The organism is Qipengyuania gelatinilytica, assembly GCF_019711315.1.
Classification (GTDB): domain Bacteria; phylum Pseudomonadota; class Alphaproteobacteria; order Sphingomonadales; family Sphingomonadaceae; genus Qipengyuania; species Qipengyuania gelatinilytica.
Genome location: NZ_CP081294.1, coordinates 2,037,058 through 2,049,532 on the forward strand (window position 1 = coordinate 2,037,058; position 12,475 = coordinate 2,049,532).

The 12,475-nt window shown below is 63.5% G+C and carries 12 protein-coding genes; 3 read left to right on the forward strand and 9 right to left on the reverse strand.

The genetic code is table 11. The features are described 5' to 3' along the window. Window positions 1-4 precede the first annotated feature (4 nt). Window positions 5-1,030, forward strand: coding sequence for a Holliday junction branch migration DNA helicase RuvB (gene ruvB / locus K3136_RS10155; protein ID WP_221430200.1), 1,026 nt, complete (start codon window positions 5-7; stop codon window positions 1,028-1,030). A 4-nt stretch (window positions 1,031-1,034) separates the two neighbouring features. On the opposite strand, the gene K3136_RS10160 is transcribed toward ruvB, so the two are convergent. Further along, window positions 1,035-1,472, reverse strand: a complete 438-nt coding sequence (locus tag K3136_RS10160) for a rhodanese-like domain-containing protein (protein WP_221430201.1) — start codon at window positions 1,470-1,472, stop codon at window positions 1,035-1,037. Beyond that, on the reverse strand, window positions 1,469-4,144 hold the full coding sequence (acnA, locus tag K3136_RS10165; RefSeq protein WP_221430202.1) for an aconitate hydratase AcnA: 2,676 nt from the start codon (window positions 4,142-4,144) through the stop codon (window positions 1,469-1,471). The genes K3136_RS10160 and acnA overlap by 4 nt, the downstream gene beginning before the upstream one ends. A gap of 229 nt (window positions 4,145-4,373) precedes the next feature. Here acnA and K3136_RS10170 point away from each other — a divergent pair, with 229 nt between their 5' ends. Then, window positions 4,374-4,541 (forward strand): hypothetical protein, encoded by a 168-nt coding sequence (locus K3136_RS10170; protein WP_221430203.1) that lies wholly within the window; start codon window positions 4,374-4,376, stop codon window positions 4,539-4,541. Here the strand turns inward: K3136_RS10170 and K3136_RS10175 are convergent. Continuing rightward, complete coding sequence (locus K3136_RS10175; protein WP_221430204.1) at window positions 4,538-5,422, reverse strand: DMT family transporter; 885 nt, start codon at window positions 5,420-5,422, stop codon at window positions 4,538-4,540. The two genes, K3136_RS10170 and K3136_RS10175, sit on opposite strands and share 4 nt — an antisense overlap. A 147-nt stretch (window positions 5,423-5,569) precedes the next feature. On the opposite strand from K3136_RS10175, the gene K3136_RS10180 reads away from it, so the two are divergent. Further along, window positions 5,570-6,979 carry a L,D-transpeptidase family protein gene (locus tag K3136_RS10180; RefSeq protein WP_221430205.1) on the forward strand — a complete coding sequence of 470 codons (1,410 nt, stop codon included), beginning with the start codon at window positions 5,570-5,572 and terminating at the stop codon, window positions 6,977-6,979. A gap of 18 nt (window positions 6,980-6,997) precedes the next feature. Here the strand turns inward: K3136_RS10180 and K3136_RS10185 are convergent, their stop codons facing one another. The 6 genes from K3136_RS10185 to ispG are packed head-to-tail and all read right to left on the reverse strand — an operon-like array spanning window position 6,998 to window position 12,445. Continuing rightward, the gene (locus tag K3136_RS10185; RefSeq protein ID WP_221430206.1) at window positions 6,998-7,705 is read right to left on the reverse strand and encodes a murein L,D-transpeptidase catalytic domain-containing protein; all 708 of its coding nucleotides are present in this window, start codon (window positions 7,703-7,705) and stop codon (window positions 6,998-7,000) included. Between the two features lie 4 nt (window positions 7,706-7,709). Further along, on the reverse strand, window positions 7,710-8,612 hold the full coding sequence (locus K3136_RS10190) for a histone deacetylase family protein (RefSeq protein ID WP_221430207.1): 903 nt from the start codon (window positions 8,610-8,612) through the stop codon (window positions 7,710-7,712). Window positions 8,613-8,646: 34 nt separating this feature from the next. Continuing rightward, on the reverse strand, window positions 8,647-10,065 hold the full coding sequence (locus tag K3136_RS10195; protein ID WP_221430208.1) for an NAD(P)/FAD-dependent oxidoreductase: 1,419 nt from the start codon (window positions 10,063-10,065) through the stop codon (window positions 8,647-8,649). Window positions 10,066-10,083: 18 nt separating this feature from the next. After that, window positions 10,084-10,572 carry a thioredoxin family protein gene (locus K3136_RS10200; RefSeq protein WP_221430209.1) on the reverse strand — a complete coding sequence of 163 codons (489 nt, stop codon included), beginning with the start codon at window positions 10,570-10,572 and terminating at the stop codon, window positions 10,084-10,086. Beyond that, window positions 10,569-11,309 (reverse strand): hypothetical protein, encoded by a 741-nt coding sequence (locus tag K3136_RS10205; protein ID WP_221430210.1) that lies wholly within the window; start codon window positions 11,307-11,309, stop codon window positions 10,569-10,571. Before K3136_RS10205 ends, K3136_RS10200 begins: the two co-directional genes overlap by 4 nt. After that, window positions 11,306-12,445 (reverse strand): flavodoxin-dependent (E)-4-hydroxy-3-methylbut-2-enyl-diphosphate synthase, encoded by a 1,140-nt coding sequence (gene ispG / locus K3136_RS10210; RefSeq protein ID WP_221430211.1) that lies wholly within the window; start codon window positions 12,443-12,445, stop codon window positions 11,306-11,308. Before ispG ends, K3136_RS10205 begins: the two co-directional genes overlap by 4 nt. Between the last annotated feature and the right edge of the window lie 30 nt (window positions 12,446-12,475).

The following is a 12,475-nucleotide window of genomic DNA, read 5'->3' on the forward strand; positions in this document are numbered from 1 at the left end:
AGCAATGACCGAATCCGTCCCCCTCCATTCGCCCGACCGCCAGCCGGAAGACCCGGATGCGGCGCTGCGCCCGAAATCGCTCGCCGAGTTCGTCGGGCAGAAGGCGGCGCGCGAGAATTTGCGGGTGTTCATCGAGGCGGCGAAGAACCGCGGCGAGGCGATGGACCATGTGTTGTTTTTCGGCCCGCCGGGGCTGGGCAAGACCACGCTGGCGCAGATCGTGTCCAAGGAACTGGGCGTGGGCTTCCGCGCTACCAGCGGCCCGGTGATCGCCAAGGCGGGCGACCTTGCCGCACTGCTTACCAATCTCGAGCCAAACGACGTGCTCTTCATCGACGAGATCCACCGCCTCAATCCGGTGGTCGAGGAAGTGCTCTATCCGGCGATGGAAGACCGCGCGCTCGATATCATCATCGGCGAGGGCCCCTCGGCGCGCAGCGTGCGCATCGACCTGCCGCCTTTCACGCTGGTCGGGGCGACCACGCGGCAAGGACTGCTGACCACGCCCTTGCGCGACCGTTTCGGCATTCCGGTGCGGCTCAACTTCTACACCGAGGACGAGCTCTTGAAGGTCGTATCCCGCGGTGCAGGGCTGCTTGGCATGGGTATCGACGAGGGCGGCGCGCGCGAGATTGCCCGCCGGTCGCGCGGCACCCCGCGTGTCGCAGGTCGCCTGATGCGCCGCGTTCGCGATTTCGCGTCCGTGCTGGGTGAGGCGACCGTGACCACCAGGGTTGCCGACGAGGCGCTGACCCGGCTCGAGGTCGACAGCCTCGGCCTGGATGCGATGGACCGCCGCTACCTCACCATGATCGCGACCACCTACAAGGGCGGACCCGTGGGCGTGGAAACGCTCGCGGCGGGTCTGAGCGAGCCTCGCGATACGGTCGAGGAAGTGATCGAGCCTTACCTGATCCAGCTGGGCCTCATCGCCCGCACCGCGCGCGGTCGCATGCTCAACGATGGCGGCTGGACGCATCTCGGCATCGCTCCGCCGAGCAAGCCGCAATCGGACATGTTCGACAAGTAACGCCTCAGCGGCGCGGATCGTCGCTCGGATCGTTGGAAACCGTGGGGTAGCCCGCGTCGGCGCGGATGCCGCCTTCGAGATGACGCACCACCGTGCCGCGATATTCGGCGAGGCGCTCGGCAGCGATGCCCGAACGGCGCGAAGATCCGCAATAGAGTATGACCTCGCGGGTCGTGTCGACCGGAATGGAGGCCGGGTCGAAATGAGTCAGCGGCGCATTGAGCGCGCCCGCGATCCGGCTGTCGGCGAATTCATAAGGCGTGCGCACGTCGATCAGCACGACCTCGCCCGCCTCGACCAGAGTGGCGAGCTGCTGCGCATTGACGGTGGCGACACGCGCGCTCGCGATGTCGGCACTGTCGGGTCTGGCATACCCGCCGGCACCCGCGCAGCCTGCAAGGGCAAGCGGCGCGAGTGCGGCGAGGATGCTTTTCCGGATCACGATGCGGCGAGCTTGCGCAGCACGTAGTGGAGGATGCCGCCGTTGCGGTAATACTCCATCTCGTTCGCCGTATCGATGCGGCAGAGCGCGGTGAAGGTGGCCTTCGAGCCGTCTTCATGCGTCACTTCGACTTCGACGTCCTGGCCCGGGGTCAGGTCGGCAAGGCCCTTGATGCTGAAGGTGTCATCCGAGCCGAGGCCAAGGCTCTGGCGGGTGTCGCCGTCCTTGAACTGCAGCGGCAGCACGCCCATGCCGATGAGGTTCGAGCGGTGGATACGCTCGTAGCTTTCGACGATTACGGCGCGCACACCCAGCAGGATCGTGCCCTTGGCCGCCCAGTCACGGCTGGAGCCGGTGCCATATTCTTTGCCTGCGATGACGACCAGCGGCGTGCCGTCGGCCTTGTGCTTCATCGCCGCGTCGTAGATCGGCATCTGCTCACCCTTGTAGGTGGTGATGCCGCCTTCCACGCCCGGGACCATTTCGTTCTTGATGCGGATGTTGGCGAAGGTGCCGCGCATCATGACTTCGTGGTTGCCGCGGCGCGAGCCGTAGGAGTTGAAGTCCTGCTTCGAGACCTGGTGGCTCTTGAGATATTCACCGGCAGGCGAATCTTCCTTGATCGAACCGGCGGGCGAAATGTGGTCGGTGGTGGTCGAATCGCCAAGGATGGCGAGCGGCTTCGCATCGGTGATGTCGGTCAGCGGGGCCGGTTCCATGCCCATGCCTTCGAAATAGGGCGGGCTGGCGACATAGGTGCTGGTCGGGTTCCAGGTGTAGGTGTCCGAAGCGTCGACCTTGATCGCCTGCCAGTGTTCGTCGCCCTTGTAGACGTCGGCATAGCGGGTGAGGAACATCTCGCGGTCGATATTGGCGGCGCGGTGTTCGCGCACTTCCTCGTTGGTCGGCCAGACATCGGCCAGCATCACGTCGTTCCCGTCCTGGTCCTGGCCCAGCGGGGTTTCGGTGATGTCGGTCGTGACCGTGCCGAGGATCGAATAGGCGACCACCAGCGGGGGCGAGGCAAGGAAGTTGGCGCGCACGTCGGGCGACACGCGGCCTTCGAAGTTGCGGTTGCCCGAAAGGACCGATGCGGCGACGATATCGTTGCCGTTGATCGCCTTGGAAATCGGCGGCGCGAGCGGGCCCGAGTTACCGATGCAGGTGGTGCAGCCATAGCCGACGAGGTCGAAGCCCATGGCGTCGAGATCGTCCTGCAGTCCGGACTTCACGAGATAGTCGGTGACCACCTGCGATCCCGGTGCGAGGCTGGTCTTGACCCACGGCTTGGGCTGGAGGCCCTTCTCGCGCGCCTTCTTGGCGACGAGACCGGCGGCGATCAGGACATCGGGGTTGGAGGTGTTGGTGCAGCTGGTGATGGCCGCGATGACCACGTCGCCGTCACCGATGTCATGGTCCTTGCCATCGACATCGACGCGCAGCGGCGCATCCTTCTTGTAGATCGACTTGAGATCGGAGTTGAACAGCTCGTCCACGTCGGGAAGCGCGACGCGGTCCTGCGGGCGCTTGGGGCCGGCGAGGCTGGGCACGACCTTGGAGATGTCGAGTTCGAGCGTCTTGGTGAAGACCGGCTCGTTCTCCGGCGTGAACCACATGCCCTGTTCTTTCGAATAGGCTTCGACCAGCGCGATGGTTTCTTCGTCGCGGCCGGTCAGGCGCATGTATTCGAGCGTCTTGTCGTCGATGCCGAAGAAGCCGCAGGTCGCGCCATATTCGGGGGCCATGTTGGCGATGGTCGCGCGGTCGGCGAGGGTGAGGTTGGCAACGCCTTCGCCGTAGAATTCGACGAAACGGCCGACCACGCCGACTTCGCGCAGCATCTGCACGCAGGTCAGCACGAGGTCGGTGGCGGTCACGCCTTCGGCCATCGCGCCGGTCAGCTTGAAGCCGACGACTTCGGGGATCAGCATCGAGATCGGCTGGCCGAGCATGGCAGCTTCGGCTTCGATGCCGCCGACGCCCCAGCCCAGCACGCCGAGGCCGTTGATCATGGTGGTGTGGCTGTCGGTGCCGACGCAGGTGTCGGGATAGGCGACAAGCTGTCCGTCAGTGCCTTCGCTGTTCCACACGCCCTTGCCGAGATATTCCAGGTTCACCTGGTGGCAGATGCCGGTGCCCGGAGGCACGGCGGTGAAGTTCTTGAAGCTCTTCGAACCCCATTTGAGGAAGTCGTAGCGTTCTGCATTGCGGGCGTATTCGAGTTCGACGTTCTGTTCGAACGCCTTGGGGTGGCCGAATTCATCGACCATGACCGAGTGGTCGATCACGAGGTTTACGGGGACCTGCGGGTTGATCTTGGCGGTATCGCCGCCGAGCTTCGCAATCGCATCACGCATCGCGGCAAGGTCGACCACGCAGGGAACGCCGGTGAAGTCCTGCAGCAGCACGCGCGCCGGGCGGTACTGGATTTCCTTGCCGGTCGCGGGATTCTTCTGCCAGTCGGCAATCGCCTGCACATCGTCGGTCGAGACGGTGAAACCGCCGTCTTCGAAGCGCAGCATGTTCTCCAGCAGGACCTTCAGGCTGAACGGGAGCTTCGACACGTCGCCGATTTTTTCGGCCGCCTTCTTGAATGAGTAATAGGCGTAATCCTTGCCGTTCACGGTAAGGGTGGAGCGTGTTCCGAGCGTGTCCTGGCCGACCTGGGTCATGCGGGGCTTAGTCCTTTCTGAATGGAGCCGTCACCTGACCAATGGGCAGGGCGGCAAAATGTGCCGCGCCTGTGCGCTGTGACGGGGAAAAAATCAAGGGTGGGCGCTCTTCGGGAACGCTTCATCGGGAACCAAGAAAGCTCTTCAGGGGTTATTAAGGCAAAATCTGGGCAACCATAGCGCATGGCCACAAACCGCCGGAAGCGCGCGGCCCGATGAGGAGTTTATTATGTCTAACCCGCGGAAAGCGACGCAGGCGTCGCGCCGAACCCTTCATGTCGCCGTTACAGCTGCCGTTCTCGGTGTAGCAGCCATGTTCACCGCCGCATTCACCTTTGCCGGCGATGAAGCGCAGGCAAGCGAACCGACGCAGGTCGCGGTTGCCGCGCAGCGCTAGACAGCGCTTTGCTCGGGTCGCCGGCGAGTGGCGATCCAGCACCCGATGACGATAAGGACGGCCCCTGCAACGGTGGTCGGTCCCACCCTCTCCCCGAAATAGAGCCAGCCGAAAAGCGAGGCCCACAGGAAGCCGGTATATTCGATCGGCACAAGCCTTTGCGCCTCGGCGCGGGCATAGGCCCATGCGAGGAACAGCGCCGCGCCGACAGCGAGCGCCGCGCCTGCGCCGATTTCGAGCCATGCGCGTCCTTCGGGCCAGACCAGCAGGAACGGTGCTCCGGCGAGCAAAGCAAGGCTGACGATGCCGTTCTGGAACGTACTGACCTCGGCAGGGCCGGCCACCAGTGCCTGCTGGCGCTGGAGAACGAGATTCCACGCATAGAGCAGGGCAGACACGCCGATGAGGACCAGGCCGGTAACGGCATCCTGGGTCATCCGTTCTTGCCCGATCCTGCCACCGACGATGACCACCACACCCGCGAGGCCCAGTATGGCCGCGATGATCGCTCGCCGCTCGATCTTCTCGCCCAGCAGCCATGCCGCGAGAAACAGCGCGACCAGCGGGGCCACGAAGCTGATCGCGATGGCTTCGGCGAGGGGGAGGCGGACGAGCGAGGCGAAAAAGGTCCAGCCCATGAAGGCAACCACCACGCCGCGAATGACATGCACCCGCATGACGTGTCTTTCGGGCACCCGGCGGTTCCGCCACAGCCAGAATGGCGCGATCATGGCAAAGCCCAGAAGGCAGCGCAGCAAGTAGGCGCTATAGGCCCCGACCGCGATCGAGGCGCTTTTCATCACGGCATCCATCGCGGAAAAAAGCGCAATTCCCGCCATGGTCGCCAGAATCGGGCGCAAATGCTCGGCGGAATTGCTCATCGCGAGGGACCATAGGGTCGTGAACGCGGCAGGTCATCACGGTTCAGCGATCCGCAAGCAGCTTTCGGCGAATATGTTCTCAAACAGCAATGGCGCACTGCGCGCAGCGCAGCTATTTACGCTGCCGATACTTACTGGTGGGACTGAATGAGAAAACCGATCCTTCTTTCTGGCGCCGCGCTGATCGCGGCAGGCCTGTTCACGGCAGCTTCGGCGCAGGATGCTGCGCCCGAAAGCATCCTGCCCCGGGCCGAAAAGCCCGAAAAGTCCCAAGAGCCGGTCAGCCAGGCGCCGCAGACCGTCGAAGAAGCTTTCGGCGATATCCGCATGCAGAGCGGCGAGGTGGTACAGGAAGTGCCCTCGCTAGAAGGCGTCTGGACCGCCGAGCAGGTCCAGCAGCTCATCGACTTCATCCCGACGCTGACTGCTGAAGGCCTGCGTCCCGAAGATTACCGTCTCGGTGAACTGCAGGCGCTTGCCGCCGAGGGCGAGAGCGAAGCGCTCAATGTGCTCGCCAGCGAGACCTTTGTCTGGCTGGTCGAGGACCTGCGCGACGGCCGCACTCCGATGGAATCGCGTCGCCAGTGGTTCGTTGTCGATCCCGATGCGGATCGCATGCCGACGTGGAAACTGCTCGAGGATGCACTGGCTAGTGGCGAGATCGCCGGCACGCTCACCGGACTGCATCCCGTCCATCCCGATTACGCGGCCCTGCGCGAAGAGCTCGTAACTGCGACCGATCCCGCCCGCATCAAGCTGATCCGTGCGAATATGGATCGCTGGCGCTGGCTGCCGCAGGATCTGGGCAAGCAGTACCTGATGACCAATGTGCCCGAATACATGCTTCGCCTCACGGTGAACGGGCGCATCATCAAGAGCTATCGCACGGTGGTCGGCAAGCCCGGCCGCACGGCCACTCCGCAACTCTCCGAAATGGTTGAAGCCATTATCTTCAATCCGACCTGGACCGTTCCGCAGTCGATCGTCGTCGGCGAAGGTTTGGGCAATAAGGTTCTCAGCAACCCGCAGTGGGCCGCATCGCAGGGCTACAAGGCGACCAAGGGTGCAGGCGGATGGATCGGTGTCGTCCAGCAGCCCGGTCCACTCAATGCTCTCGGACTGATGAAGCTCGACATGCCCAACGAGCATGCAATTTTTCTTCATGACACGCCCAGTCGCCACCTGTTCAACCAGGCTAACCGCGCACTCAGCCATGGATGTATTCGTGTGGAAGGCGCTCTCGAAGTCGCCATGACGATGGCAATGCTCGGCAATGCCACGAGCAAGGCCGAGCTGCCCGACATCCAGCAGGAAGTGACGGAAATCAGCGCAAGCCGGGAATACACGCGTTACCCGATGGCGAAGCAGTGGCCGGTCTACATCACCTATTTCACCATGGCGACCGACGTGAACGGGGAGATGAAGGCGTTCAAGGACATCTACGACCGCGACAAGCCGGTGCTCGAGGCACTCGATGCACCGCGCGTTTCGGACCGTGCCCGCGAAACCAGCGAGGAAGCCGTCGAAATCATCGACGACATGCAGATTACCGCCTGAGCCGGCGGATTTGCCTGACTAGAATACGCCCGGATTGGTGCGTTCGAACGTGCCGCCGTTCTCGTTCATGACCAATTCGGTCTGCGTGATCGGCGGACGTTCCCGGCTGCCGTCTTCGGCAAGGCCGAGGCTTTCCGCATAGAGAAGGCGGCCGCCGCTCAGGTCGATCAACACCTTGTCGAACTGGTCCGGTCCAAGCGCGAAACAACCATTCGAGCGGCCAAGACGGCCCCAGCGCGAGACATGTTCGGGACGGGCGTAGTCCGCCTGGTGCATTACGATGGCGCGGGGCATGGCAAGGTCATTGGTCGGGTCGAGCCCGTCCAGCCTGATCGAAGTACCGTATCGTCCGGTGTACCAGCTACGCGTCATATAGGCGCCGCGGCTGGTCGCCTCGCTGCCCTCGATATTCGAATAGCGCTTGAGCCAGCCGTCATGCTCGCTGTCCGAACCGGTGCCGTGGCTGACATGGAAGCTCTCGACGCGCTCGTTGGCGAGATCGACAAAGTGGAAGCGCTTCTGGGAGGAGTGCAGACCGAAATCGGCGATCCCGACCACATCCTTCTTCCAGATCGTATCACCGACCCGCGCCAGCTGCTCGCGCGCTATTGCGAAGAGCTGGGCGTCGCGACTGGCAGTCGGGTTCACCTGCGCAAACGCCCGTCCCGCAAAACTGGTTGCGGCAGTGGCGGCGAGGGTGCCCTTGAGAAGGTCGCGGCGATTCATACGGCTATCTTATAACATCCGACACACTAGCGGAAGCTGAACGAGCATTCGCGCGAGCACAGGCGAGCATCGAACGCGCGTGGCGATCCGCCACTTCGCGCGGGTCCTTGCCATATCCGCCGCCGAGCGCGCTGGCGACGGGAAGGCCGCGTTTACGTGTCTCTTCAATAACATATGCGTCACGGCGCTCGAGACCAGCATCGGTCAGGGACAGGCGGCCGAGCTTGTCGGCCCCGTGCACATCGACGCCTGCCTGGTAGAGCACCATGTCGGGCGCGAAATCATCGAAAATACCCGGAAGGTGGCGTTCGAGCGCTTCGAGGTAGCCGTCATCATCGACCCCGTCGCCAAGCGGCACGTCGAGGCTGGAGCGGGCCTTGCGGACCGGGAAGTTCTTCTCGGCATGGAGCGAGAGGGTGAAGATGTCATCGCGCCCCGCGGTCAGGCTGGCCGTACCGTCGCCCTGGTGGACATCGAGATCGACGATGAGGACACGCGCCGCATCGCCTTCCGCGATCAGGCGGTGCGCGCACACGGCAAGATCGTTGAAGACGCAGTATCCCGCGCCCGTATCATGCAGCGCATGATGGCTGCCGGCCGCCGAGTTTGCGGCATAGCCGTGCTGCTTCGCGAGCTGCGCGGCGAGCCATGTCCCGCCATTGGTATGCGCCACGCGCTGCGCGATATGCGGGGTTACGGGGAAGCCGATCCGCCGTTCCTTCTCGTGCGGGACGCTGGCGGTGAACACCTGCTCGACATAGTCGGGGCAATGAACCGCCTCCAGCCAGCGGCGCGGCATCGGGGCAGGCGCGTGCTCGGTCAGCGGATATCCGCTTTCGCGCAACGCCACCATGACCGCCATGTACTTGTCGAAGCGAAACGTCCCGCGCGTCGGCGCGGGCGCCATGTAGTCGGCGTGGTGGACGACGTGGAGAATGGCTCTACCCGCGCTTTGCAGTCGCCTCTGCGACCAGTTTCTGCAAGTTCGGGACAGCCGCCATGGTCGCGGCGGGCATTTCGGAAGCGATGGCAAGGCGCTCGGGCGCATTTTCCTTGAGCCAGCGAACCGTGGGCGCTGCCGGATCGAGCCGGGATTGCGAGAGGAATTGCGAGATCTTGGGATTGCTCGCCCACAGGAAACGGTTCTGGCCCGTGCCCAGCAGGGTGCCGGCATAGCCGTCGATATCGTCGACGAATGTGACCGGCTTGCACAGCGCGTTCTTTTCTTCGTCGGTGTCGAAATTGGTTTCGACAAAGGCAGTGACCGCCGCGTTCAGCGTGACAAGCGGGACATGGAGCAGCTGCAACACGATCCTGTCGTCCTGCCACTGGGGCGAGACGGGTTTGGGCGTGACTGCCGATGCCGTGCAGTCGACGAACAGCGCGTTTTCGGGGACCTCGACCTCTCCTTCAGCGAGGATCATACGTCCCGGCTCGATGCTCTCGACCCGACCCTTGCGAACGACATTGCCGATCGTCCTCAAGCGCTCGACTTCGCCTTCGGAGATGGTCGCATAGTGGAACATCTCGGGCTCGACCCCCGTGTCGATCCGCAGCATCGCGCCGTCTTTCTCCAGCTGGTGGAAGATACCGGCCACGCTTTCGGCCTTTGCCGCAGCCTTCATGATCGCGAGTTGCCCGCCGACCGTGCCTTCGAAGAATTCCTCGCCCGGCTGGGTAATGATGCGGTTGATGAGCCAGCTTTCGCGCGGCTTGACCCAGGTGATCGCATCAGGCGCAAAGCCCGCCTCGAGCAGCCAGACGCCGGCGTCCATCGCGGTCTTGCCTGCACCGAGGATCACGACGTGCGAGGGTAGCCCCTCCTCGGCGCGCCACAGTTCGGGCAGCTTGCCGGGGACTTCCACGCGAACCCCATCGGCCACGGCAAACTTGCGCTTGTGGGTCGAAGGGACCGAGGTCGCGAAATAGGTGGTATCGACCAGCTTGCGCCGGACCTTCACCGTGGTCTCCTCGCCCGAGAAGATATTGCGGAAAGTGGTCTCGCCCAGATACTCGCAATTGGGAAAATAGCGCACGCGGCCCGTCGGCAGCAGGTGGTCGCGCATGACCGACTGGAAGTAAGCGAGCACCTCTGCGCCGCTGGCCAATTCGTAAAAGCCCTTGTTGGGGCCTGCCTGATCGACCCGGTCGTGGCCCAGCGGGACGCTTTCCACGCCATAGGTCGCGCTGGGCTGGTGGAGGGCGACGAAGGAATAGGCATCGTTCCAGTGCCCGCCGGGCGCGGAATGCTTGTCGATTATGACGACATCGGCCTCTGGATCTTCGGCGATCAGGGTATCGACGAAGGACAGGGCGGTCGCGCCCGCGCCGATGACCAGATAATCGGTTTCGAGGGTCATCGGCGTATCTCCCTTTGTTTAGCTGGCGAGCCGCACCAGCTCGTCGTAGATTTCGTCTTCGCTGCGGCTGGCTGCATTACGCCATGTGGTGGCGGTATCGGCATTTACCAGAGTTCCGAAGGGCGTGAGGACCAGAAGGTTCGGCGTGCCCGGAAGCTCTTCCAGCCCGAAACGGCGCGCAATCTCGAGATTATGCCCATCGCCCGTCTGCGGCATGCCGACATTGACGAAGACGAGCTCGTACTCCGCTTCGACCAGTTTCTGGAACCGCGGCGTTTCGAGCCAGCCCGCCAGCGCGCGGCTGTCGTGGCACCAGTTCGCGCCCATCACGAGCATGACGTGTTTGCCGCTCGACAAAGCGCGCTCGAGCGCCGCGTCGACATCGGCAGAGGCATCGGCCGTTACCGCGAACGACCGCGCTTCGGGATGATGGGCGACCGGCGCTTCGGGCGTGCTGGCGCAGGCGGAAAGGAGCAGGGCTGCTACAAGAACGACGGCGTTTTTCATGCTTTCTCCGATAGAGTCCCGGGCTCCGGCGGACGGCCGAGCCAATAGCCTGCAGCAAGGCCTGCGCCCAGCCAGCAGGCCATCAGGCCGACCAATACGGAGTCCCAGATCATCAGCGCCCAGACAACCAAGTCGCCTTGGCCCATGGCGAGCGTGTGGTTGTATTCATGCAGCGGCTGGGCCGGGAGCCATGCCGCGAGTGAGAAGAAGCCCGCCATCGCTGCAGAAAACCAGCCCACGGTGTAAGCGCGTTTGAGCGTCATCGACTTGTCGCCATAGAGTGGGCCGACGAGGTAGATCAGGAGCGGAAGTGTGGCGATCTGGAACGCCATGTTCACGACATCCGGCACTCCGCTCTCGACGCTGCCAGCAATAAGGAAACCGATCACGCCCGCCGCGATATTGAGCGCGAGAGCGAAGAGGAAGCGCTTCCAGTCGACGGTGCGCGGATCCCACCAGCGTTTGCCTGCTCCGCCGAGAAAGCGCGCCGCGGCGAGAATGGCGATGAGCAGGCCGGCGATCTTGAAATAGGCAAAGAACCAGCGCTCCTCGCTCATTGCCTTCGCGCTGAAAGCTTCCTTGCTGTCGAACATGCCAAGCTGGATTTCCGCGACATGCTGCGCAAACTCGGGAACGATCGAAATCAGCGGGATGATCGGCGCGAGCCAGAGGAGCGAGATCCCCCCGAGAAAGGTGACCTTTAGCCCGTTTATCAAACGGGCGAGAATATCCTTCATTCCGCGGCCTCCGCATGCGGATCGAAGGCAGTCGCTTCACCGGCTTCGATCGCTGCGGCCTTTTCCTCGACCAGCTTCACGATGTGGTCGAGCATGTCGTCGCTCTCGATATGATGGTCCTTTACGCCCGAAAGGTAGACCATGTGCTTGCCCGAGCCGCCGCCGGTCAGGCCAATGTCGGTCTCGCGCGCTTCGCCGGGGCCGTTGACGACGCAGCCGAGGACCGAGAGGCTCATCGGTGTCTTGATGTGTTCGAGGCGCTTTTCCAGCGTTTCGACCGTGCGGATCACGTCGAAACCCTGGCGCGAGCAGCTGGGGCAGGACACGACGCGAACGCCGCGGGTCCTGAGGCCGAGGGCCTTGAGCATTTCGAAGCCGACCTTCACTTCCTGTTCGGGTTCAGCGGAAAGCGATACGCGGATCGTGTCGCCGATGCCTGCCCACAACAGGCTGCCGATGCCGATGGAGGACTTGACCGTGCCGCCGATCAGCCCGCCCGCCTCAGTGATGCCAAGGTGCAAGGGGCAATCCACCGCGTCGGCCAGCCCGTGATAGGCGGCGACCGCCAGGAACACGTCGCTGGCTTTCACCGCGACCTTGTATTCGTGGAAATCGTGGTCCTGCAGCAGCTTGATATGGTCGAGCGCGCTTTCGATCAGAGCTTCGGGGCAGGGCTCGCCATATTTTTCGAGCAGGTCCTTCTCGAGGCTGCCTGCATTCACGCCGATGCGGATCGCACAGCCATTGGCCTTTGCGGCGCGCACGACTTCTGCGACGCGCTCGCTCGAACCGATATTGCCCGGATTGATGCGCAGGCAGGCCGCACCCTTGTCGGCGGCCTCGAGCGCACGCTTGTAGTGGAAATGGATGTCGGCAACGATCGGGACGTTCGCCGCCCTGGTGATCTTGTCGAAATTCGCCGTCGATTCCTCGGTCGGGCAGGACACGCGGATGATGTCCGCGCCCACATCCTCGCAGCGGCGGATCTGGTCGATGGTCGCGGCCACATCCTCGGTCGGCGTGTTTGTCATGGTCTGCACCGAAATCGGGGCATCCCCGCCGACGGGGACATTGCCGACCATGATCTGGCGGGACTGGCGGCGCTCGATATCGCGCCAAGGGCGTACGGATGACATGGCGCGCGATATAGGGGAGGCTTGATGAAG